Origin of the sequence: Plantactinospora siamensis (assembly GCF_042434095.1) — a bacterium.
Classification (GTDB): Bacteria; Actinomycetota; Actinomycetes; order Mycobacteriales; family Micromonosporaceae; genus KBS50.
This window is the reverse complement of sequence record NZ_JBHLUE010000011.1, coordinates 243,591-265,286: the sequence shown is the minus strand read 5'-3', so window position 1 is coordinate 265,286 and position 21,696 is coordinate 243,591. Positions and strand designations below refer to the sequence as shown.

Sequence of the window (21,696 nt, the reverse complement as noted above, 5' to 3'; positions counted from 1 at the left end):
GCTCGACTCCGCCACACCCCGGCTCCGGCTGCGCTCCGGCGGAACCGACGAGCCGGTGCTCGACTCCGCCACACCCCGGCTCCGGCTGCGCTCCGGCGGAACCGACGAGCCGGTGCTCGACTCCGCCACACCCCGGCTCCGGCTGCGCTCCGGCGGTCGCCGGATCGAATTTCGGGACGTGAGCTTCGGCTACCGGCCGGAGACGCCGATCCTGCCCAAGTTGGCGCTGGTGGTGCCGGCCGGACAGACCGTGGCGCTGGTCGGCGCCACCGGGGCCGGCAAGTCGACGATCGCCAAGCTGGTGTCCCGGTTCTACGACCCCACCGCCGGCACGGTGTCGCTGGACGGGGTGGACCTGCGCGACGTCACCGAGGTCGAGCTGCGGCGGGCCGTGGTCATGGTCACCCAGGAGACCCACCTGTTCTCCGGCACGGTGGCCGAGAACATCCGGTTCGGCCGGCCGGAGGCCACCGACGAGGAGGTCGCCGCGGCGGCCCGGGCCATCGGCGCCGACGAGTTCATCCGGGCCCTGCCGGACGGCTACGAGACGGAAGTGCACCGGCGGGGTGGCCGGCTCTCGGCGGGGCAGCGGCAGCTCGTGGCGTTCGCCCGGGCGTTCCTGGCCGACCCGGACGTGCTGATCCTCGACGAGGCCACGTCGGCGCTCGACGTACCGAGCGAGCGGCTCGTGCAGCGCGCGCTGCGGACCATCCTGCGGGAACGGACCGCCCTGGTGATCGCGCACCGGTTGTCGACCGTGGAGATCGCCGACCGGGTGCTGGTGCTTGAGAACGGTCGGATCGTCGAGGACGGCCCACCGGCCGAGCTGGTCGGCACGGGCGGCCGCTACGACGCCCTGCACCAGCAGTGGCGCGACAGCCTGGTCTGACCCCTCCCCGCCCCGCCCTCCCCGCCCTCCCCGCCCCCACCCTCCCCGGCCTCCCCGCCGCCCGCCCCCCGCCCCGCCCGTCGCGATCTTGCAGTTTTGGCCCCTGATTCGCGTGGAAGACCCCTTTTGTCGGGGCCAAAACTGCAAGATCGACGGGCGGGGCGGGGCGGGCGGGGGCGGGGGCCGGGGGCGGGGGGTGGGGTCAGAAGCCGCGGAGGAAGCGGAGGCCGAGCAGGAAGGCCACCGCGGCCGGTCCGAGGGCGAGGGTCACCGCCGACAACCGGTACGGCATCCGGTGCCGCGCCGCCTCGGCGCCGTTGGCCGCGATGGCCACGCCGGCCGCCATGAGGAAGGCGCCCCACCAGCCGGAGCGCAGGTGCGCCCAACCGGCGTGCAGCAGCAGGAACGTCGCGCCCAGCCCGGCCACCACCAGGCCCAGCGTGGCGACGCTCCGGTGCAGCGCCCGCAGCAGCGGACGATCGGGCCGCCACAGGTAGGTGCCGGTTACGGACAGGGCCGGCAGAATGATCATCAACGGCCAGCCGAAGCCCATGGCGCCCAGCATCAGCAGGGCGCCGACGGCGCCGACGAGCAGACCCAGCCAGGTCACCACGTACCCGACCACGGCCCGGCTGCCGCCCCGGACCAGCAGCGGTACGCCGCAGGCGGCGATCAGCGCGCCCGGGGTCAACACGAAGCCGGCCCACCAGTGGAACCGGTCGACCGCCTGCGCGACGGCGGTCACCAGCCCCACCGCGAGGGCCGCCGCGCCCAGGCCGAGGAGCCAGGCTCGGCCGGTCCCGGAGCCGGCCGGGCCGGAGCGGACGTCGTCGCGTCGGGCCGGGTCGGCCGACCAGGTTTGCGTGCTCACCCCACCGATGCTGCCCAACGGCGCGGCCCGGCACCATCCGGTCAGCCCTACCATCCACCCGCCGGGTGGCCGGAAGGCCCGCGGTCGGCTTCCCGGCCCGGGCGACGGGTCAGCACGGATCAGCCGACCGATCTACGGTGATCGAATGCACCGGATGATGGGCTGGCCGTTGTGGGCCCGGGGGATTGTGCTGGGCGCGCTGTTCGGCTGCCTCACCGCCGGCTGGCGCCTGCTGGCGGACCCGGGCGCCGGTAGCCGGTTCGCCGCCCTGCTGTTCCTGGTCGGCGGCGTCCCGTACGGAATGATCATGGCGCTCTTCACGGCGCGGCAGCAACGTCGGTTCGACCCGGCGGACGGCCCGCGGCTGACCGACGCCGAACGCCGGCAGGCATTTGAGGCGGTACGCCGGGGCGTACCGCCGGACAACCCCCGCGTCGCCGCCGCCGCGCTTGCCGTTGCCCGGCTTCAGCTCGGGCAACGAGGTGGCGCGGCCGGAGCGGCCATCCTGGTTGGCGGTCTGGCGGTGCTCACCGCCGCGTTGGCGGTTTTCGACCGTCCGGCGTACTGGATACCGACTCTCGTGCTCGCCGCCCTGGCACCCGCGCTCACCCGGCAGACGGCCCTGGCCCGCCGCCGGTCCGCCGACTACCTGGTGCTCGCCCGGATCGACCCGGGCAACCGGTCGGCGGATCCGGCCGCGCCGCGGCAGACCACCGCGGGCTCCGGGCCGGCGGCCGGTACGGCCTGACACCTGCGTCGACGGTCCCGGGTCGAACCGAGGACTGCCACGCCGGCCCTGGTCCGGCCGGCCAGTCCTGCTGAAATACGAGCTAGAAGTCGCCGCCGAAGTCGCCGCCGCCGAAGTCGCTCCCGCCGAAGTCCCCGCCACCCCAGTCGCCGCCCTGGTCTCCGCCGCCCCAGCCGCCCTGGTCGCCGCCCCAGTCGCCCGAACCGGCGAAGTCCTGGTCGCCCGCGAGGTCCTGGCCGCCGTCGCCACCGCCGTCGCCGCCTCCGTCACCGGCGTCCTGGCCGTCGTCGTACCCGTCGTGGAAGCCCTCTTCGTAGCCGTGTTCGAAGCCGTAGCCGGAGTCACCCCAGGCCGGCGAGAACAGCGCGTCGGCGATCAGCATGCCGCCGAGCACGCCGGCGCCCGCGCCGAGCGCGGTCTTCCACCATGGGGTCGAGTACCAGCCCGACGGCACCGGCCGGCCCTGGTAGTAGCCGCCGGGGTAGTAGTACGGGGTGCCCTGGCCCGGCTGCGGCCCGGCCCGGAAGGTCTGCCCCTGGACGTTGACCTCGCGCTCCTTGGTGAGCTGGCCCGTGCCGCGGGCGCTGGCCAGGGCGGGCAGCTCCGGGCCAGGGTCGATGCCCATGGCGGTCCGGGCGGCACGGATGTAGGTCAGGCCCTCCAGCGCGGTCTCCCGGGCCAGCTCGAACTGCTTCAGCGACCGGGCCTGCTCGAGCTGGCTGCCGGCCGCGTTGTACCGCTCCCCCGCGTCCACCAGGGCCTGCTTCACCGCAGGCTGGTCGCCGTGCAGGTTCATCAGCTGGCCGCCGAGCCGCTCGTACCAGCGCTGCGCCTCGGCGCGGGCGTCCGCCAGCGCCTCGGACTCCCGCGAACTGCCCCAACGCCGCCAGAACACGAACGCACCCCCAAGCATCAGCACGAGCACGACCAGCAGGACACCTTCCACCGTTCAACCGTACCCACCGGCGTCTCGTCGTACTCGGCTGGCAAGCTTTCGGGGATGGATGCCTCGACGGTGGCCGTGGTGTTGCTCTGCCTGGCGGTGGGAGCGGCGCTCGGCTGGTTCGCCGCCCGTGCCCGGTCGGCCGCCCAGATCGCCCGGCTGGACGCCATGCTGCTGGCGACCCGCGACGGTGAGGGCCGGCTGGAGCAGTCGATGCGGGCCCTCTCGTACGAGGCCACGGCCCAGTCGCAGGAGGCGGTGGCCCGGGCGGTGGCGCCGCTGCACGAGACGCTGCGCCGGTACGAGCTGCGGGTGGCCGAGCTGGAGCACGACCGGGTCGGCGCGTACGCCGAGCTGCGCGAGCAGGTACGCGCGATGAGCTCGGTCTCCGGCGAGCTGCGCACCGAGACCAAGCAGCTCGTCGCGGCGCTGCGCGCGCCCCAGGTACGCGGGCGGTGGGGCGAGCACCAGCTGCGCCGCATCGTGGAGGCCGCCGGGATGCTCGAGCACTGCGACTTCGCCGAGCAGGTGACCGCCAGCGTCGACGAAACCGGCATGGTCCGCCCCGACCTGGTGGTCCGGCTGCACGGCGGCCGGTCCGTGGTGGTGGACGCCAAGGCCCCTTTCGACGCGTACCTGTCGGCCATGGAGGCCCGGGACGAGCGGGCCCGGAACGCCCAGCTCGACGCGCACGCCCGGGCCCTCCGGTCGCATGTGGACGCGCTGGGCGCGAAGTCCTACTGGGCCGCGTTCCCGTCCACGCCCGAGTTCGTGGTGCTGTTCGTGCCGGCCGACCCGTTCCTGGACGTGGCCCTGCAGCGCGACCCGTCGCTGCTGGAGCACGCGTTCACCCGCAATGTCGTGCTGGCCACCCCGGCCACCCTGGTGGCGCTGCTGCGCACGGTCGCCTACGCGTGGCGGCAGGAGGCGCTGGCCCGCAACGCCGTGGCGGTGCACGAGCTGGCCCGCGAGCTGTACGGGCGGCTGTCCACTATGGGTGACCACGTCGGGCGGCTCGGCAACGCGCTGGGCACGGCCGTCACCGCGTACAACCGGGCGGTGGGTTCGCTCGAGGCGCGGGTCCTGGTGAGCGCGCGCAAGCTCGCCGACCTCGGTGTCTCGGGTGCGGAACTGACCGCGCCGGCGCAGGTCGAGGTCGCCCCGCGCCAGCCGCAGGCGCCCGAGCTGGTCGAGCCGGACGTACTGGTGCCGGTCGAGTCAGAGCCAGCGGCGCTGGGCCGCGGGCAGCCCGGCGAACCTGCCTGACGCCGTGTTGCGGCGCCGGCTCCGTCAGCCCGGCTGGGCGCTCTCCACCACCAGCGGGGTGCCCTGCTGGCAGGTTGTGATCATGCCCGGCTGTACCCGTCCGGCCACGGTGACCCGGGCGCCCGGCTTCAGCACGTTCCGCGGGCCGCCCAGCAGCAGGTAGCCGTTGAGCAGCAGGCAGTTGCCCTCGACGCCCTCGCTGATCGTGCCGGTGACCGTCGTACGCGCCCCGGGGCCGGCCTGGGTGGGTGGCTTCGGGGGCCTCGTCACCCTCGGCGGGAACTTCGGCCGCGGGGACGACACCGGTGGATCGCCCTGCGTCGGGGTGGCGGTCGGCTCGGGGCTGCCGGTGGGGGTGCCGGGGGCGCTGGTCAGGGGGGATCCTCCGGACGTGGTCGGGGTGGGCGCGGCGGCCTCGCCGCCGCAGGCGCTCAGCGCGAGGGCGGCGCCGGCGAGGACCGCGGCCAGCCACGTGGTTCTGCTCATACGCCCTTTGACGGTACGGCCGGCCCGACCGTTCCCGCCGTTCCCGTAGCGGCAGGCGCGGAGCTCAGCGGCCCGCGGCGGTGGCCGCCAGCGCGGCGGCCTCCTGAGCACGCCGGTCCGCGGCCTCCTTCATGCCCCGCTTGAGCTCGCGGGGCAGCGCGAAGCTGAGCCGCTCGTCGGCGGTGGTCACCTCGGCCACATCGGTGAAGCCGCGCTCGGCCAGGTGGTCGAGCACCTGCATGACCAGATCGTCCGGCACGCTGGCGCCGGAGGTGACGCCCACGGTCGCGGCGCCGGTCAGCCAGGCGTCGTCGATCTCGGCCGCGTAGTCGACCAGGTGGGCGGCCCGGGCGCCCGCGTCGAGGGCCACCTCGACGAGGCGTACGGAGTTGGAGGAGTTGCGCGAGCCGACCACGATCACCACGTCGCAGTCCGGGGCGATCTCCTTGACCACGTGCTGCCGGTTGGAGGTGGCGTAGCAGATGTCGTCGCTCGGCGGCGACTGCAGCATCGGCAGCCGGCGCTTGAGCCGGGCCACCGTCTCCAGCGTCTCGTCCACCGAGAGGGTGGTCTGGGACAGCCAGACGACCTTCTCGGGATCGCGCACCACCACGGTGTCGGCGTCCTCGGGACCGTCCACGAGCTGGACGTGCGCGGGCGCCTCACCGGCGGTGCCGATGACCTCCTCGTGGCCCTCGTGCCCGATGAGCAGGATGTCGTAGTCCTCCGCCGCGAACCGCCGGGCCTCCTGGTGCACCTTGGTGACCAGCGGGCAGGTGGCGTCGATCGCCCGCAGCGACCGGTTGCGCGCCTGGTCGTACACCTCGGGGGCGACACCGTGGGCGGAGAAGATCACGATCGCCCCCTCGGGGACCTCCTCGTTCTCCTCCACGAAGATCGCGCCCTGCCGCTCCAGGGTCGACACGACGTGCTTGTTGTGCACGATCTGCTTGCGCACGTAGATCGGCGCGCCGTACAGCTTGAGCGCCTCTTCGACGGTCTGCACCGCCCGGTCGACCCCCGCGCAGTAGCCGCGGGGCTTCGCCAGGAGCACGCGCTTGCCGGTCCGGGATGTCGCCTGAGCCTCGGTCACGGCTCCCATCGTACGTGCCCGCCCGGACCCGGACCCGCGTCATCCACCGGCGCCCGGCCTCGTTGATCAAGAGGTCTGCGTCACGCCACGCCGGCGCCCACGACGCAGGTCTCTTGATCAACGCGGCGGGCCGTAGGCTTGCCGGCGTGAGCGCGCCGGAGACCCCGCCCAGCAGCTCGGACCAGCCGTGGCCGGTGCGGGTGGTGAGCCAGAAGCTGAGCGCGTGGATCGCCAAGCTCGGCTGGGTCTGGATCGACGGCCAGGTCGCGCAGATCAGCCGACGTCCGGGGGCGGCCACCGTCTTCCTCACCCTGCGTGACCCGTCGGCGGATCTCAGCCTGACCGTCACCACCAACCGGGACGTCCTCGACCTCGGCGCGCCCGAGCTGCGCGAGGGCGCCCGGGTGGTGCTGCACGCCCGCCCCGAGTTCTACGCCGCCCGTGGCACGCTCAGCCTGCGGGCCGATGAGATCCGCCAGGTCGGCCTCGGTGAGCTGCTGGCCCGGCTGGAGAAGCTGAAGAAGCTGCTGGCCGCCGAGGGGCTGTTCGATCGGGCCCGCAAGCGCCGTCCGCCGTTCCTGCCCGGGCGGATCGGGTTGATCACCGGCCGTGCCTCCGCGGCCGAGCGGGACGTGCTCAGCAACGCCCGCCGGCGCTGGCCCTCGGTGGAGTTCCGCACGGTCAACGTGGCGGTCCAGGGGCCGACGGCGGTGCCGCAGATCATCGACGCGCTCAAGGTGCTGGACGCCGACGAGAGCATCGACGTGATCATCCTGGCCCGGGGCGGCGGCGGGGTGGAGGACCTGCTGCCGTTCTCCGACGAGGCGCTGTGCCGGGCGGTGTTCGCCTGCCGTACGCCGGTGGTGAGCGCCATCGGGCACGAGACCGACGCGCCGCTGGTCGACTACGTGGCCGACGTGCGCGCCTCCACCCCCACCGACGCGGCCAAGCGGATCGTGCCGGACCTTTCCGAGGAGCAGCGGCTGATCCGGCAGGCCCGGCAGCGGCTCGACCGCGCGGTGGTCGGCTTCCTCGACCGCGAGGCACACCGGCTGGACGGGTTGCGGTCCCGGCCGGTGCTGGCCCGGCCACAGGTCATGCTGGAGCAGCGGTCGGCCGACACCGCGGCGCTGCGCGACCGTGGCCGGCGGTGCCTCGACCACCGGCTGAGCTCGGCCGAGGCCGACCTCCGGCACACGCTCGCCCGGCTCCGCGCGCTGTCCCCGGCCGCCACGCTCGACCGCGGGTACGCGATCGTCCAGCGCGCCGACGGGCACGTCGTCCGCGCGGCCGCCGAGGTCGACAAGGGCGATCAACTCCGGGTACGCCTCGCCGAGGGCGAGCTGTCCGCCACGGTCGACGGCTCCTGAGCGCGGTCGCCGCGCCGGCCTCCCGGACCGCCGCCGTCACCGGCGTGTGGTGAGATTGAGCTGCCATGGCTGACCAGAAGAAGAACGTGACCGAGCCGGCCGAGCGGCTGAGCTACGAGGAGGCCCGCGCCGAGTTGGCGTCGGTCGTGGAGCGGCTGGAGGCCGGCGGCACCTCGCTCGAGGACTCCCTCGCGCTGTGGGAGCGCGGCGAGCGGCTGGCCGCGATCTGCCAGCGCTGGCTGGACGGCGCCCGGGAACGGATCGAGGCGGCCCGCCCGGCGGCTGGGAGCTGATCGCCGCGTCCCAGCCGGGACGCGGCGCGCCAGCTTCGAGCCGGGACGAGGGCGCTTCAGCAGCCCCGTCCCGGCTCGGCGCTGATCAGCGGCTGCTGAACAGCTGGTAGAGCTCCGGCGGCGCCTCCTGGGTCTCGCCCGCCGGCGGCTTCTGGGCCGCCGTGGCGGCGCCGTAGTCCGAGTAGGTGACGGTCAGCTCCTGCGCCTTGGTCTTGGTGGTGGCCGGCACCTGGATGGCCAGCTTGTTGAGCCGACCCTGGTCGTCCAGCGTCGCCGTGAACGGCAGCGAGTTGGCCTGCGCCCCGAGGGCGGTCACCAGCGCCTGGTCGGCCATCTTGGCGTCGGTGGCCTTGGTCAGGTCGATCGTGCCGGCGTACTGGCCGGTGCCCGTCTGGTGGACGTCGACCACCGCCTTGGTCAGCGCCGCGCTGCCCGCGGGGTCCAGCTGGTCGAAGTTGAAGACCAGGTTCTGCGCGCCCTTGGCCCGGGTCGGGTCGATGTGCAGGTACTTGCCGTTGTAGTTCTTCAGCGCCGGGAAGCTGTCCGCGGCCGAGCCGTTGAAGGTGGCCTTCACCCAGCTGTCCGGCTCGATGTAGACCAGGTCCAGGTCCATGGCCAGGTCCGCGCCGGGGCCGCCCAGCGTGCTGCGCAGCTCGGCGCTGCGGCTCGGCTTGTGCACCGTGCCGCTGGCCGTGGTGGTGCCGGAGGTGAGGTTGAACCGGAAGTTGCCGTTGCCGATCTCGTTGGTCGAGGCCAGCAGCGCCTGCTTCGCGTCGGCCGACGCCGTGGCGCCGGGGATGGCGCCGCTCGTGCCGCTCGCCGCCGGCGAGGCCGACGACCCGGCGTTGGATTCGGCGCCGGGCTGCTTGCAGGCGGCAAGGCCGGGAACGAGCATCGCGGCGGTCAGACCGACGACGCTCCACCGTCGGATGTCCACGTGAACTCCAGTGCGGTCGTCCGGCGGCCGGGGCCGCCGGGGGCGGGGGGCGACGGGCCCCCTTCGGCACGTCGCTCGGGTCAGCGACCCGGCTCGCGCAATGCCGCCGCCAGGTCGCGGAGTCTTTCTTCCCCGACGGCGCCAACCACAATCACTGTCCGGTTCGACGACAGCAGGACCAGGGCCCGCTCGCCCGGCTTGGCCGTGTACGACTGCCACGGACGGCCGTCGATGTTGACCGCTCCCGCGGGGCGGGCGGCGCCGGACAGCTCGGCCGGCAGCAGCCGTTGCGCCGGCACGCTGCTCTGCACGAGCTGGACGCCCTTGCCCCCGACGACGTAGCCGACCCGGAGGGTGCCGCCGCCGTCGCCCCGCTGGAAGCTGGAAGTCACCGGGGTCCAGCCGCTCGGCGCCTCGCTCGGGTCGAGGACCGGAAACAGCTTCGCGGCCTCCGCGGCCGCCACCGAGCCGGCCGGATCGACCCGCACCGGCTCGTCGCCGCCCAGGATGATCCGGTAGAAGGAGATGAACAGGGCGATCGGGATCAGCAGCACCAGCAGCGACAGGGCCATGTCCCGGGGCGAACGCTCCGACCGGCGGGCCGCCCGGATCACCTCGGCCCGTTCGGGGTCGCCGTCCCGTTCCGCCGGCGACGTCCGGTCGGCGTCGTGGTGGGGTGCGCTTTCTTCCCGGTCGTCCCGGACCGGACCGGCAGGCTGAACGGCGTCCACCCACCTATCTTGACAGCCGGCCGTCCGGCACTGCCGAGCGGAGTAGGTTACCGCCATCTGCGTCACCCCGGCCCCGAGCGGGCATTAAGTTGACCATCGTGTCAGGATTCCTGGCAGCACCGCACGGGCCAGGCTCGCTGGCCGAAGCGGCCCCGGCAAGCGACCCCGCCGGCCCGCCCCGCAACGTCGCGAGGAGGAACCGCCATGACGAACACCCGGACCCGGATTCCCCAGGACCTGGACCGCAACCTCGCCCTGGATCTGGTACGGGTCACCGAGGCGGCCGCCATGGCGGCCGGCCGGTGGGTCGGCCGGGGCGACAAGGAGGGCGGGGACGGGGCGGCCGTCGACGCCATGCGGAAGCTCATCAACTCCATCCCGATGCGCGGGATCGTGGTGATCGGCGAGGGCGAGAAGGACAACGCCCCCATGCTGTTCAACGGCGAGGAGGTGGGCGACGGCAGCGGCCCCGAGGTGGACGTCGCGGTCGACCCGATCGACGGCACGACGCTGATGAGCAAGGGCATGCCGAACGCGCTGGCCGTGCTGGCCGTGGCCGAGCGCGGGGCCATGTATGACCCGAGCGCCGTCTTCTACATGGAGAAGCTCGCGGTCGGCCCGGTCTATGCCGAGGTGGTGGACATCAACGCCGGGGTGGCGGAGAACCTGCGCCGGATCGCCAAGGTCAAGGGCACCGAGCTGTCCGGGGTGAACGTCTGCGTGCTCGACCGGCCGCGGCATGCCGACCTGGTGGCCGAGATCCGCCGGGCCGGCGCGGCCATCCGGTTCATCTCCGACGGCGACATCGCCGGCGCCATCGCGGCGGCCCGGGGCGAGTCGGATGTCGACGTGCTGATGGGCATCGGCGGCACGCCGGAGGGGATCACCGCCGCCTGCGCGCTCAAGTGCATGGGCGGGGTGATGCAGGCCAAGCTGTGGCCGCGGGACGACGCCGAGCGGCGCAAGGCGCTGGACGCCGGGCACGACCTCGACCGGGTGCTGCACACCGACGACCTGGTCACCGGCGACAACTGCTTCTTCGTGGCCACCGGCATCACCTCCGGGGACCTGCTGCGCGGCGTGCGGTACCGCGCCGGCGGCGCGTACACGCAGTCGATCGTGATGCGTTCCAAGAGCGGCACGATCCGGGTGATCGACTCCTACCACCGGCTGGAGAAGCTGGCCCTGTACTCGGCCGTCGACTTCGACGGCCGGCCCCTGGCCGAGCAGGAGTGAGCCGGGCGGAGGTACGGCCGACCCCGACGACCAAGCCGGTCACCCCGGCCGGCCGCCGGGCCGCCGGGATAGCCCTCGCGGTGGTCTCGGGCCTCGCCGTGGCCGGGCAGTCGCGCATCAACGGCGAGCTCGGCGTACGCCTGCGGGACGGCATCGCCGCGGCCGTCGCCTCCTTCGGGATCGGCCTGCTGGTCCTGCTGGTCGCCGTGCCCCTGCTGCCCGCCGGCCGGCGCGGCCTGCGCGCCCTGCGCGCGGCGCTGCGCGACGGCGGCCTGCGGCCGTGGCAGTGCCTCGGCGGGATGTGCGGGGCGTTCCTGGTGGCCGCCCAGGGCCTCACGGTGGGCGCGCTGGGGGTGGCCGTGTTCACCGTGGCAGTGGTGGCGGGCCAGTCCGCGAGCAGCCTGGCGGTCGACCGGGCCGGGGTCGGCCCGACCGGTCACCAGCCGATCAGCCCGGCCCGGCTGCTCGGCGCCGTCCTCACCGTGCTGGCCGTGGGCCTGGCCGTCGCCGACCACCTGGGCAACCCGGGGCGACTCGCGCTGGCCATCCTGCCGGCCCTGGCCGGGGTGGGCACGGCGTGGCAGCAGGCCGTGAACGGCCAGGTGCGGGTGGCCTCGGGCAACGCGTTGACGGCCACCGCGGTCAACTTCGCGGTCGGCACGGCCGCGCTGCTGGTCGCGCTGGCCGTCGATCTCGGCGTACGCGGGCTGCCGAGCGGCGAGTGGCCGCGGGAACCGTGGCTGTATCTCGGCGGGCCGATCGGCATCGTGTTCATCGCCGTCGCGGCCGTCGTGGTCCGGTTCACCGGGGTGCTGCTGCTGGGCCTGGCCACCATCGCCGGCCAGGTGGTCGGCGCCGTGCTGCTGGACCTCGCGGCGCCGCCGGCGTCCGGCCGGCCCGGCCCGTTCACCCTGCTCGGCGCGGCGCTGACGCTGGTGGCCGTCGGCGTGGCGGCGCTGCGCCCGATCCGCCGCTGACGAGCCTGCAACTCGTTCAGGCCGCGCGCCTGGCCGACGAGAACCTCGCCCCTGGCCAGGTCGTCGGAAATCTCGGACCGAAACCGTCCAGATCAGAACGGTTTCGGTCCAAGATCTCCCGGGAACCTGCCGTCGGCTGGCTCAGCCGGCGTCGGAGGAGTGCCCGGGGAAGAGGTGCGCCGCCGGGTCGATGGTGACCGCGGCGTTGTTGACCGCGGTGGCCGCCTCGCCGAAGCCGGTGGCGATCAGCCGCACCTTGCCGGTGTACTCGGTGATGTCGCCGGCCGCGAACACCCGCGGCAGGCTGGTGGCCATCGTGCTGTCCACCAGGATGTGCCGCCGGTCCAGCGCCAGGCCCCACTCGGCCAGCGGCCCGAGCTCGGCCGTGAAGCCGAGCGCGGCCACCACGCTGTCCACCGGCAGCAACTCGGGGTCGGCGCCGCGCGCCAGCACCTCGGCCGCGGTCACCCGGTCGAGGCCGACCAGCCGGACGACCTCGGCGTTCACGATGATGCGTACCGGCAGCGCCTGGACCCGGGCGACGGAGCCGGCGTGCGCCCGGAACCGGTCGCGGCGGTGCACCATCGTGACCGACCGGGCGATGGGGTGCAGCGTGAGGGCCCAGTCGAAGGCGGAGTCACCGCCCCCGACGATCAACACGTCCCGGCCGGCCAGCTCGGTCGGATCGGGCACGAAGAACCGCACCCCGGCGCCCGGGAACTCCTCGGCGGCCGGCAGCGGGCGCGGCGAGAAGCTGCCCAGGCCGGCGGTGATCAGCACCGCCTGGCAGCGCAGCTGGGTGCCGTCGTCGAGGCCCAGCACCGGGCGCTCGTCCACGTACGTGAGCTTCTCGGCGCGCACGCCGAGCAGGTATTCGGGGCTCACCGTGGCGGCCTGGGCGACCAGGTTGGCCACCAGGTCGCGGCCCTTGATCACCGGGAACCCGGCCACGTCGAAGATGAGCTTCTCCGGGTACATGGCCGCGACCTGGCCGCCCGGTTCGGGCAGCGCGTCGACGACCGCCACGGACAGCCCGCGGAAGCCCGCATAGTAGGCGGCGAACAGGCCGGTCGGGCCGGCGCCGATGATGGCGATGTCGACGTCCCGCACCAGCCACCGCCTCCCGCCGTACCGGATGTTGCTGCCGACGGTAGGCCGACCGGGACGTACCGGGCAAGACCCCACCCGGCGGGTCGGTCCGGCCCTACCTGGTGTGCCGGCTGGGGTCTTGTCCGGTGCGGCGGAAGAGGATCGCGGCCAGCACCCCGCCGACGAGCCCGAAGAGGTGCCCCTGCCAGGAGACCGCCGGGTCGGCGGGCAGCACCCCCAGCAGCTGCCAGCCGTACAGCAGGCCGACCAGCAGCACCACGGCGAGGTTCCACCAGGTCCGCTCGACCAGGCCGCGGGTCAGCAGCACCCCGAGATAGCCGAAGATCACCCCGCTGGCGCCCACCACCACGGTGTTCGCATCGCCGGTGAACCACACCCCGAGCCCGCTCACCAGCATGATCAGCAGGGTGGAGTAGAGGAACCGGCGCGCGCCGGCGGCCAGGACGAACGTGCCCAGCAGGATCAGCGGCACGCTGTTGCTGTACAGATGCTCGAAGCCGGCGTGCAGGAACGGCGCGAAGATCACCCCGTCGAGGCCGTCGATGCGGTGCGGGATGATCCCGGCCGCCGAGTCGAGCCCGGCGTGCAGCCAGACATCGATCGCCTCGATCCCGAACAGCAGCGGCACCACGGCGCACATCGCCACGAACGCCCGGCCGAGCGCCGCGTAGAAGGCCTCGGTGCCGAAGCGGGTGGCGTCGTTCCGGGCTGGGGTCTCCGGGTTCACGCCTAGCTGGCTATCACGCCCGGCCCCGGGTCCGCCACCTGGCGGGCGCCGCGCCGGCCGGTCCCGGTGGGACCCGGCCCCGGGTCTGTGTTCGAATTCCCCGGCCAGCAGCGGGCCCAGGCCCAGGCCCAGAGACGGCGACGCCGGGCGTGGGCAAGGACGGCCCGCACCCGGCGTCGCCGGAGCCGGTGTCAGTACCAGCCGGTGCTCTGCGAGTGCGACCAGGCGCCGCAGGGCGTGTCGTACCGGCCCTCGATGTAGCCGAGGCCCCACTTGATCTGGGTGGCCGGGTTGGTCTTCCAGTCATCCGCCACCGAGGCCATCTTGCTGCCCGGCACGGCCTGCGCGATGCCGTACGCCCCGGAGGACGGGTTGGTGGCCTTGGGGTTCCAGTGGCTTTCCTTGGTCCACAGCTTGTCCAGGCACGGCATCTGGTCGATCTTGAAGCCGGCGTCCAGCATGAGGGCGCAGCCGGTCTTGCGGTTGCCGCTGTAGGAGTTGCAGGACGACGGGATCGGCCCGGTGTAGGTCGTCGTCGTTCCGGCGGACTTGGCCGCGGCGGCCTTGGCCTCGGCCGCTGCCTTCTTCTCCCGCTCCTTGGCCCGGCTGGCGGCCGCGGCCGCCTTGGCCCGCTCGGCGTCCAACCGGGCCGCCTCGGCGGCCTTCCGGGCGGCCTCCTGCTGAGCCGCCCGCTGGCGCGCCACGTCGTCGGCGTGCGCCACGTACTGCTCGTGCTGGTAGCGGAACTCGGCGTTCTCGACATCGAGGGCCTGCTGGCTGCTGACGTCCAGCTGCTGGGTCTTCCGATCCTCACCCAGGTAGAAACCCCCGGCCACACCTACGGACAGCAGGGCGACCGAGAGCGTCCGGACGCCGTACCGGCGCATGAGCCGACTCACCAATTGGTCCCTTCATCGGGGGCAGAGGACACGGCGCGTGCCGGCGTACCGGCGGCTCGTACCGCGCCGTGAGCGCCCCCGGTCGCGCTGGACCGCGACCCGGCCAGGGAGCGTGGCCGGCGTCGTTCGCCCGGGGGGCAATCGTGTCCACCGATCCCCGGCCCGGACGGGCGCTCGATGGACACGATTGCGCATGTGGGGCTGGAGGGAAAATTGTTGCGACGAAAAGTGATTTGCGTCACAGGATTATGCGCAATATACCGGGCCGAACAGGACGCCCTCCCTCACAGCGGCACGTCCTCCAGCAGATCCGTCACCACCTCGGCGATCGGCGAGCGCTCCGAGCGGGCCAGCGTCACGTGCGCGAACAACTGGTGGCCCTTGAGCGCCTCGATCACGGCGGTCACCCCGTCGTGCCGGCCCACCCGCAGGTTGTCCCGCTGTGCCACGTCGTGGGTGAGCACCACCCGGGAGCCCTGGCCGATCCGCGACAGGACCGTGAGCAGGACGCCGCGCTCCAGCGACTGCGCCTCGTCGACGATCACGAACGCGTCGTGCAGGCTGCGCCCGCGGATGTGGGTCAGCGGCAGCACCTCGAGCATGCCGCGGGCCAGAACCTCGTCGAGCACGTTCTCGTGCAGCACGGCGCCCAGCGTGTCGAAGACCGCCTGGGCCCACGGGGACATCTTCTCGGACTCGGTGCCGGGGAGGTAGCCCAGCTCCTGGCCGCCGACCGCGTACAACGGACGGAACACCACCACCCGCTTGTGCCGGCGGCGTTCCAGCGCCGCCTCCAGGCCGGCGCAGAGCGCCAGGGCCGACTTGCCGGTGCCGGCCCGGCCGCCCAGCGAGACGATCCCGATGGAATCGTCGAGCAACAGGTCCAGCGCCACCCGCTGCTCGGCGGACCGGCCGCGCAGCCCGAACGCCTCCCGGTCGCCCCGCACCAACCGGACGGTCTTGTCCGGCAGCACGCGGGCCAGCGCGGATCCGCCGGTGGAGTGCAGGACCAGGCCGGTGTGGCACGGCAGGCCGGCCGCCTCGTCGAGGTCGAGCGGCTCACCCGCGTACAGCTGGCTGATCCGCTCCTCGCTCAGGGTGAGTTCGGCCATGCCCGTCCAGGTCGGGTCGCTGGCCTGGCCGTGCCGGTACTCGTCGGCCGTGAGGCCCACGGCCGCGGCCTTGACCCGCAGCGGCATGTCCTTGCTCACCAGGGTCACCGACCGGCCCTCGGCGGCCAGGTTGAGCGCCACTGAGAGGATGCGGGCGTCGTTGCTCTCGGTCCGGAAGCCGGGCGGCAGGATCCCGCCGTCGGTGTGATTCAGCTCGACCCGCAGGGTGCCGCCGGACTCGTTCGCGGGGACCGGGCGGTCAAGCCGGCCGTGCTGGATCCGCAGGTCGTCCAGCAGTCGCAGGGACTGCCGGGCGAACCAGCCGAGCTCCGGATGGTGCCGCTTGCCCTCGAGCTCGGAGATGACCACCAGCGGGAGCACCACCTCGTGCTCGGCGAACCGGAGGAAGGCGGCGGGATCGGCGAGGAGCACCGAGGTGTCCAGGACATACACACGGGATGGGTCAGGCTCCGCGGGGTCGGTGGTCGCGGCGCGGCGACGCCGACCCCGGCGGGGCGAGGCGGCTGCCGGCTCCGCGGTGGCCGGGGACTGGGTGGCACGAGTCGTCACAGGCCTGCTCCGACGGGCGGGCACCCGGCCGCCCGCATTCCGGCTCGTCCGGCGTCCGGCGTACGGGGTCGGGTGCTGGCCCCGAGACAAGCGAAACCGGGCCGACCGGCTGGTCCGGGACGACCCCGGGCCATGCCTAGACGCTAGGGGGTCTCAGCTGGATCTACAAGCGGACCGCGGCAGCCGACCCGGCCCGCCGTCCGGCGGCCGGAACGCGGCCCCTTGCGCGCGTTCCGGCCGCCGGACGTGGTGGGCCCCGGCGGGACACCCCGCCGGACCCGGTGTTGGCCCGACGCCGGGCCATCAGGCCAAGCGCCGGGCCATCAGGCCAAGCGCCGGGCCGGCAAGCCGGGCGCGGGCCGGCCGCCGCGCCAGCCCGCGGCCGTCACGCCGGGCGCGGGCCGGCCGCCGCGCCAGCCCGCGGCCGTCACGCCGGGCGCCGGGCCGTCAGGGCATCCGGCGTGTCGTGTCCGACGCCCGCGGCTTCCGGCCCGGCCGGAAGCGCGCCCATCGCCGGCGGCACGGCGGCGCCGCGGTACGTCGTACCGTGCCGGCGGCGCGGGCCGGCGGGTGGCGCCGCCAGCACGGACGCGATGGCCGCCTGGGCGTCGCGACGGCGGCGGTTCCAGGCGCCCCGGTCGCCGTCGAAGTACCCCTGCCGGTAGCCGAACCGGTATCCCACCCGGTAGCTCAGCTGTCCGTGCAGCCGCCCCGCCGCATAGCTGGACGAGGCGAGCAACAACACCAGAAAAATGGCGAAGAAGGGGCTCATCCGGCCGCCTCTGCCCGCCCGTCGGACCCGGTGCCCTGATCGCTCATCCGTCCTCCGCCCGCATCGAAGACTCCGCTGGATTCCGCCGTTCCGGCGCCCACCCGATCCCGAGGTTCGTCGGCGAGCAGCAGGTCGAGGTCGTCCGTGCCGACCTCCTCGACGAGCTCCACGCTGATCCGGCAACCATCGACGACCACCTCCGCGAATGAGGCACGCCTGATCTCCCCGCCCGCCTCGTACACCCGCACGCTCAGGTCGGGACAACCCAGATGGGTCCGCCAGGCGTCCCACTCGGTCCGGTCACCGACCCGCAGGGAGAGATGGCGGCACCCGCGGGCGAGATAGACGCGCCAGGGCGCACTCAGTCCGGCGGCCACGCCGGCAGCGACCAGGCCGAAGGTCTCGGCCCGGGTGGCGAGCTCGGTCACTGACTTCTCCGCCCCCTCGACGGTGAACGGGCCACGCGCTGTCCTCCCGGACACGTGGCCCACCCTGAACGTCTCGTGAACGTGACACTATCAGCTTTTCGTGTGATTTCGCCCGCCGGCCAAGAAGCCTAACCTTCCGGATGAAAGGCATCTTCACCGGCGGAAACGCGACGGCTGAAAGTTGGCCCCCCATGTCACGTACACAGGACAACGACCCAGCGGTGGCTGCGGGTACGGGAACGCGGCCGTACCGTCACCTGATGCCCCACCGCGCCCAGGGCCGCAAGGTCGCGTTCGCAGCGTTCGTCCGCCGCGCCCTTGACGAGGCCCGCTCGACCCGAGCCTGGACCGGCACCGAGGTCGCGCGGCGCACCGGCGTGTCGCGGCAGACCATCAACCGATGGGTACGCGGCGAGTGGGTCAGCGATCCGGAGCCGGAGCGCGTCATCGCCTTCTGCGAGGGGCTCGGCCTGCAACCGACGGCCGCCTTCGCGGTGCTGGGTTGGGACCGGACGGCGCTGCCCCGGCAGGACCGGGCGGCGCCGGCCATGGATCCCGACGTGGAGGCCCTGCTGCGGCGGCTGGTGGATCCCGAGGTGCCCGACACGGAGAAATTCCACATCCGGGAGACGATCCGCTATCTCGCTTATCGCCCATCCGTGTCCGTCTACGAGCAGAACGCCCGGAAAAAGGTGGTCTAGTTAGTCAGATGGCGCGAGAATGGACCCGCGTCTCATCTGTACCGGACCCACGTCCGGACCCCGCGAGCTAACGTGCCTGTTCGTACTGCTTGGGCTCGTCGTCGGCGGGGGACGGGACAAGGCCGAACCGGGACCGCGCTCCGCGCCCGCCCGCAGCGGGTCCGCAAGCCTCCGGTCCCAAGCCCTGCGGGACAGAAGGAGGGGTCCGTGATGACCCTGAAGTGGACGGCGGTCGTGGTGGCCGCCGTGGCGATCACCCTCTGCGTAACCGCCAACGTGGTCACGGGCACCATGGGTGGCCGGCCGGTCCCGGACGTCGTCAACCTGCTCGCCGTGGCGACCGCGAGCGGCGCAGGCGTCCTGGCGTTCGTCGCCGACCTGCACGAGCGGCTCAACGGCCGGGTGACCGCGTTGACCGAGTTCCTGGTGGCGCGGCTGAACGACCTGGACGCCACGGTGGGCGACCACAACGCGGGCTTCGTCGAGGGCTACCTGCTCGGCCAGGGCCGGGAGAGCGCGGTGGTGCCGATCGCCCCTCGGGTACGCGGCCGGCGCGCGATGATCGGCAGCGAGGAGTAGCTCCCGCCCGGCCGGCGACCGCGGACCGCGCCGTTCTCCGGCTCGTCATTCGCGGTACGCCGGCTCCGGGTACGCTGACGCCCGTGCCGCCGTTTTCCCAGGGTGACCTGCGCCCGAGCCGACCCTTCACCGCGGACGAGGCGTGGCGGGCAACCGTCGACCGCCCCCGCGAATGCGTGCTGTTCTTCGACTTCGATGGCACCCTCGCGCCGGTCCGCGACGATCCGACCGCCGTCCAGCCGGCCCCCAAGGTGCTCGCCGCGATCGACGCGCTGGCCGGCAAGGTGCGCCGGGTGGCCATCGTGTCGGCCCGCCCGGTGGAGTTCCTCCGCGAACACTTCGCGGCCCTGCACCAGGTGGACCTCTACGGCCTGTACGGGCTGGAGCACTGCCACAACGGCGGCGACACAGTCACCGAGCCGGCTGCTGTGCCGTGGGTGCCCACCATCACCAAGCTGGCCGACCGGGCCCGGGCCGAGCTGCCCGAGGGCGCGCTGGTCGAATACAAGCGGCTGTCGGTGGCGCTGCACTACCGCACCGCGCCGCAGTTGGCCGAGCAGGTCGAGGCCTGGGGCCGGGCCCGCGCCGATGAGCTCGGGCTCAAGGTGCAGAGCGGCCGGATGGTCCTCGAGCTGAAGCCACCGGTCGACCGGGACAAGGGCATGGTGATCGGCGAGGCCGTCCGGGACGTCGGCTGCGCCTGGTACTTCGGCGACGACGTCTCCGACATCAAGGCGTTCACCGCGCTGCGCGAGCGGGAGGCCGGCGACCCGCGCTTCCTCGGCGTCTGCGTGGCCGTCGCCAACCCGGAGACCGGCCAAGAGGTCTCCACCGCCGCCGATCTCACGATCTCCTCGCCGGAGGCGCTCGGCGACTTCCTCACCGAGGCCGTACACCGGTTCCAGTGACCGACCCCGCGGCCGGCCGGGCACGCGGCCGGCGCGCTCAGGCGCCGTAGCGGCGCTGGCGGTTGGCGTACGAGCGCAGCGCGCGGAGGAAGTCCACGTGCCGGAAGTCCGGCCAGTTGAGCTCGCAGAAGTAGAACTCCGAGTGCGCGGACTGCCAGAGCAGGAAGCCGGACAGCCGCTGCTCGCCGCTGGTCCGGATGACCAGGTCCGGATCGGGCTGGCCGCGCGTGTAGAGGTGCTCGGCGATGTGCTCGACGTCCAGCACCTCGGCCAGCTCCTCGATGGTGCCGCCGGCCGCCGCGTGCTCGTGCAGCAGCGAGCGGACCGCGTCGGCGATCTCGCGCCGCCCGCCGTACCCGACCGCGATGTTGACCTGGGCGCCGCCGCTGCGCCCCTGGGTGCGCTCCTCGGCGGCCTTGAGCGCGGTGGCGGTCTGCGCCGGCAGCAGGTCGAGGGCGCCCACAATGCGGAGCCGCCAGGGGTTGCCCTCCTCGGCCAGCTCGACCACGAGGTCCTCGATGATCTTCAGCAGCGGGTCGAGCTCCCGGGCCGGCCGCCGCAGGTTGTCGGTGGCCAGCAGATAGAGCGTCACGTGCCCGATGCCCGCCTGGTCACACCAGCCCAGCACGTGCTTGATCTTCGCGGCGCCCACCCGGTGCCCGTCGTTCGGATCGACGAAGCCCATCTCCTTGGCCCACCGGCGGTTGCCGTCGCACATCACACCGACGTGTCGGGGCACCGGCTTGCCCGCGAGCTTGGCCTGCAGCCGGCGCTCGTAGAGCGAGTAGATCACACTGCGCACGTTCATCACCTTGCAGACTAACCACCCTGGCTGGCCGATTCGCGCGGTGCCCGCCTGGCGAGCCCCGCGCCGATCATCCCGAGCGTCCGGGCGTCCAGCAGCCCGGCGCCCAGCCCCAACTCGGCAATCGTGCCGAACGCCCGGGCATCGCGGCGGGCGGCCGCCACCGCGGCCTCCACCACGGACCGCCGGCGGGCCAGGAACGCCGCGGCCGAGCTGTGCCGCAGGTGCCGGCCGAGCCGCCGGCGCAGCTGGGCGGCGTACCGGTCGGCCGCCGTCGCCGGCTCGGCCGCCGCGGCCGCGCCGGCCAGCATCCCGGACAGCAGCGCGTAGAAGATCCCCTCGCCGGTGAACGGGTTGATCAGCGACAGCGCGTCGCCGGCCAGCAGCACCGGCCCGCGTCCCGGCCCGGGCCGGTGCGTGGACAGCGGCAGGTGGTGCGCGCGCAGCTCGGTCACCCGGCCCGGATCCAGCCCGGGCAGCAGGGTGGCCATCCGGTCCAGCAGGTGCCGGCGGTTCAGTGGCTCGCCCCGGAGCACCTCCCCGTACCCGACGTTCGCGCCCCCGTCCGGGCCGTACAGCCCCGCCGGCCGCTCGCGGGCCTCCCCCGACCATCCCACCGGGAAGGACCAGGCGTACGCCGGCCAGCGGTCGCCCGAGGTCACGATGAGCTGCTCGACCGGCCCCGCGCCGGCCGGCGCGTAGCCGCGGATGGCCAGCGCCAGGTGCCGGTCGGGGTTGGCGCCGTGCCCGAGCGCCCGCCGGACCACCGAGCCGGCGCCGTCCGCCCCCACCACGGCGCGGGCCCGGATCACCCCGTCCAGCAGCACGCCGTCCGGCCGCCGTTCCAGCCGGCGGACCTGGTGGCGGCGCAGCTCCGCGCCGGCCCGCACCGCGGCGGCCACCAACCGGGCGTCGAAGATCCGGCGCGGCACCGTGTACGCGGGCCGGGGCAGCGCCCGGGCCACGGTGGCGCCGCCCGGCCCGACCAGCCGCAACGCCGGCACCGGGGCGAACCCGGACACCGCGTCGGGCACGCCCAGCTCGGTGAGCACGTCCAGCGCATGCGCGGCGATGCCGTCGCCGCAGGCCTTGTCCCGGGGAAACTCGGCCCGGTCCAGCAGCAGCACGCGGGCCCCGGCACGCCGGGCGGCCAGCGCCGCAGCCGCCCCGGCCGGCCCGCCCCCCACCACCACCACGTCGTAGCCGTCCATGAAGGAAGGGCCCCTTCTTATCGCTTTTTGTATA

The 21,696-nt window shown here is 73.8% G+C and carries 22 protein-coding genes and 2 pseudogenes; 10 read left to right on the top strand and 14 right to left on the bottom strand.

The annotated features are described in order from the left end of the window. Positions 1-169 precede the first annotated feature (169 nt). A pseudogene (locus tag ACFFHU_RS14260) lies at positions 170-889 on the top strand (ABC transporter ATP-binding protein); the annotation flags it as partial. 202 nt (positions 890-1,091) lie between these two features. On the opposite strand, the gene ACFFHU_RS14255 reads toward ACFFHU_RS14260, so the two are convergent. Continuing rightward, a complete protein-coding gene (locus ACFFHU_RS14255) occupies positions 1,092-1,760 on the bottom strand; it encodes a hypothetical protein (protein ID WP_377338984.1) in 669 nt (222 codons plus the stop codon). Between the two features lie 145 nt (positions 1,761-1,905). On the opposite strand from ACFFHU_RS14255, the gene ACFFHU_RS14250 reads away from it, so the two are divergent. Beyond that, the gene (locus ACFFHU_RS14250) at positions 1,906-2,508 is read left to right on the top strand and encodes a hypothetical protein (protein WP_377338982.1); all 603 of its coding nucleotides are present in this window, start codon (positions 1,906-1,908) and stop codon (positions 2,506-2,508) included. An 82-nt stretch (positions 2,509-2,590) separates the two neighbouring features. Here the strand turns inward: ACFFHU_RS14250 and ACFFHU_RS14245 are convergent, their stop codons facing one another. Then, entirely contained in the window at positions 2,591-3,454 is an 864-nt protein-coding gene (locus ACFFHU_RS14245) for a hypothetical protein (protein ID WP_377338980.1), read from the bottom strand. Positions 3,455-3,508: 54 nt separating this feature from the next. Here ACFFHU_RS14245 and ACFFHU_RS14240 point away from each other — a divergent pair, with 54 nt between their 5' ends. Further along, positions 3,509-4,717 carry a DNA recombination protein RmuC gene (locus tag ACFFHU_RS14240; protein ID WP_377338978.1) on the top strand — a complete coding sequence of 403 codons (1,209 nt, stop codon included), beginning with the start codon at positions 3,509-3,511 and terminating at the stop codon, positions 4,715-4,717. A 24-nt stretch (positions 4,718-4,741) separates the two neighbouring features. Here ACFFHU_RS14240 and ACFFHU_RS14235 read toward each other — a convergent pair whose 3' ends face one another. Beyond that, positions 4,742-5,203: a hypothetical protein gene (locus ACFFHU_RS14235; RefSeq protein WP_377338976.1), complete on the bottom strand. Its 462-nt coding sequence runs from the start codon at positions 5,201-5,203 to the stop codon at positions 4,742-4,744. Positions 5,204-5,267: 64 nt separating this feature from the next. Then, positions 5,268-6,296: a 4-hydroxy-3-methylbut-2-enyl diphosphate reductase gene (locus ACFFHU_RS14230; protein ID WP_377338974.1), complete on the bottom strand. Its 1,029-nt coding sequence runs from the start codon at positions 6,294-6,296 to the stop codon at positions 5,268-5,270. 146 nt (positions 6,297-6,442) lie between these two features. On the opposite strand from ACFFHU_RS14230, the gene xseA reads away from it, so the two are divergent. Both xseA and ACFFHU_RS14220 read left to right on the top strand, forming a co-directional pair. Further along, positions 6,443-7,666, top strand: coding sequence for an exodeoxyribonuclease VII large subunit (xseA, locus tag ACFFHU_RS14225; protein ID WP_377338972.1), 1,224 nt, complete (start codon positions 6,443-6,445; stop codon positions 7,664-7,666). 65 nt (positions 7,667-7,731) lie between these two features. Beyond that, on the top strand, positions 7,732-7,959 hold the full coding sequence (locus ACFFHU_RS14220) for an exodeoxyribonuclease VII small subunit (RefSeq protein ID WP_377338970.1): 228 nt from the start codon (positions 7,732-7,734) through the stop codon (positions 7,957-7,959). 85 nt (positions 7,960-8,044) lie between these two features. On the opposite strand, the gene ACFFHU_RS14215 is transcribed toward ACFFHU_RS14220, so the two are convergent. Next, positions 8,045-8,896 (bottom strand): hypothetical protein, encoded by an 852-nt coding sequence (locus ACFFHU_RS14215; protein ID WP_377338969.1) that lies wholly within the window; start codon positions 8,894-8,896, stop codon positions 8,045-8,047. An 80-nt stretch (positions 8,897-8,976) separates the two neighbouring features. Next, positions 8,977-9,627 (bottom strand): DUF4245 domain-containing protein, encoded by a 651-nt coding sequence (locus ACFFHU_RS14210; protein WP_377338967.1) that lies wholly within the window; start codon positions 9,625-9,627, stop codon positions 8,977-8,979. Between the two features lie 204 nt (positions 9,628-9,831). Here ACFFHU_RS14210 and glpX point away from each other — a divergent pair, with 204 nt between their 5' ends. Further along, positions 9,832-10,863, top strand: coding sequence for a class II fructose-bisphosphatase (glpX, locus tag ACFFHU_RS14205; RefSeq protein ID WP_377338965.1), 1,032 nt, complete (start codon positions 9,832-9,834; stop codon positions 10,861-10,863). Beyond that, positions 10,860-11,840, top strand: coding sequence for a DMT family transporter (locus ACFFHU_RS14200; protein WP_377338962.1), 981 nt, complete (start codon positions 10,860-10,862; stop codon positions 11,838-11,840). The genes glpX and ACFFHU_RS14200 overlap by 4 nt, the downstream gene beginning before the upstream one ends. 141 nt (positions 11,841-11,981) lie before the next feature. Here the strand turns inward: ACFFHU_RS14200 and ACFFHU_RS14195 are convergent, their stop codons facing one another. The 6 genes and pseudogenes from ACFFHU_RS14195 to ACFFHU_RS14170 all read right to left on the bottom strand — a co-directional run. Further along, positions 11,982-12,950, bottom strand: coding sequence for an NAD(P)/FAD-dependent oxidoreductase (locus ACFFHU_RS14195; protein ID WP_377338960.1), 969 nt, complete (start codon positions 12,948-12,950; stop codon positions 11,982-11,984). Positions 12,951-13,044: 94 nt separating this feature from the next. Then, positions 13,045-13,677, bottom strand: coding sequence for a rhomboid family intramembrane serine protease (locus tag ACFFHU_RS14190; protein WP_377338959.1), 633 nt, complete (start codon positions 13,675-13,677; stop codon positions 13,045-13,047). Between the two features lie 191 nt (positions 13,678-13,868). Then, the gene (locus ACFFHU_RS14185) at positions 13,869-14,576 is read right to left on the bottom strand and encodes an aggregation-promoting factor C-terminal-like domain-containing protein (RefSeq protein WP_377338958.1); all 708 of its coding nucleotides are present in this window, start codon (positions 14,574-14,576) and stop codon (positions 13,869-13,871) included. A gap of 284 nt (positions 14,577-14,860) precedes the next feature. Then, positions 14,861-16,258: an RNA 5'-3' helicase PhoH2 gene (gene phoH2 / locus ACFFHU_RS14180; RefSeq protein ID WP_377338956.1), complete on the bottom strand. Its 1,398-nt coding sequence runs from the start codon at positions 16,256-16,258 to the stop codon at positions 14,861-14,863. A gap of 427 nt (positions 16,259-16,685) precedes the next feature. After that, positions 16,686-17,030 carry a hypothetical protein gene (locus ACFFHU_RS14175; RefSeq protein WP_377338953.1) on the bottom strand — a complete coding sequence of 115 codons (345 nt, stop codon included), beginning with the start codon at positions 17,028-17,030 and terminating at the stop codon, positions 16,686-16,688. A gap of 110 nt (positions 17,031-17,140) precedes the next feature. Beyond that, positions 17,141-17,458, bottom strand: a pseudogene (locus tag ACFFHU_RS14170) (hypothetical protein); the annotation flags it as partial. A gap of 260 nt (positions 17,459-17,718) precedes the next feature. On the opposite strand from ACFFHU_RS14170, the gene ACFFHU_RS14165 reads away from it, so the two are divergent. The 3 genes from ACFFHU_RS14165 (at position 17,719) to otsB (ending at position 19,646) form a co-directional block, all read left to right on the top strand. Beyond that, complete coding sequence (locus tag ACFFHU_RS14165) at positions 17,719-18,159, top strand: XRE family transcriptional regulator (RefSeq protein WP_377338951.1); 441 nt, start codon at positions 17,719-17,721, stop codon at positions 18,157-18,159. A gap of 210 nt (positions 18,160-18,369) precedes the next feature. Beyond that, positions 18,370-18,738, top strand: a complete 369-nt coding sequence (locus tag ACFFHU_RS14160; RefSeq protein WP_377339770.1) for a hypothetical protein — start codon at positions 18,370-18,372, stop codon at positions 18,736-18,738. Positions 18,739-18,821: 83 nt separating this feature from the next. Then, positions 18,822-19,646, top strand: coding sequence for a trehalose-phosphatase (otsB, locus tag ACFFHU_RS14155; RefSeq protein WP_377338949.1), 825 nt, complete (start codon positions 18,822-18,824; stop codon positions 19,644-19,646). Between the two features lie 37 nt (positions 19,647-19,683). On the opposite strand, the gene ACFFHU_RS14150 is transcribed toward otsB, so the two are convergent. Both ACFFHU_RS14150 and ACFFHU_RS14145 read right to left on the bottom strand, forming a co-directional pair. Beyond that, a complete protein-coding gene (locus ACFFHU_RS14150; protein WP_377338946.1) occupies positions 19,684-20,454 on the bottom strand; it encodes an isoprenyl transferase in 771 nt (256 codons plus the stop codon). 11 nt (positions 20,455-20,465) lie between these two features. Further along, complete coding sequence (locus ACFFHU_RS14145) at positions 20,466-21,662, bottom strand: NAD(P)/FAD-dependent oxidoreductase (protein ID WP_377338944.1); 1,197 nt, start codon at positions 21,660-21,662, stop codon at positions 20,466-20,468. Positions 21,663-21,696 lie beyond the last annotated feature (34 nt).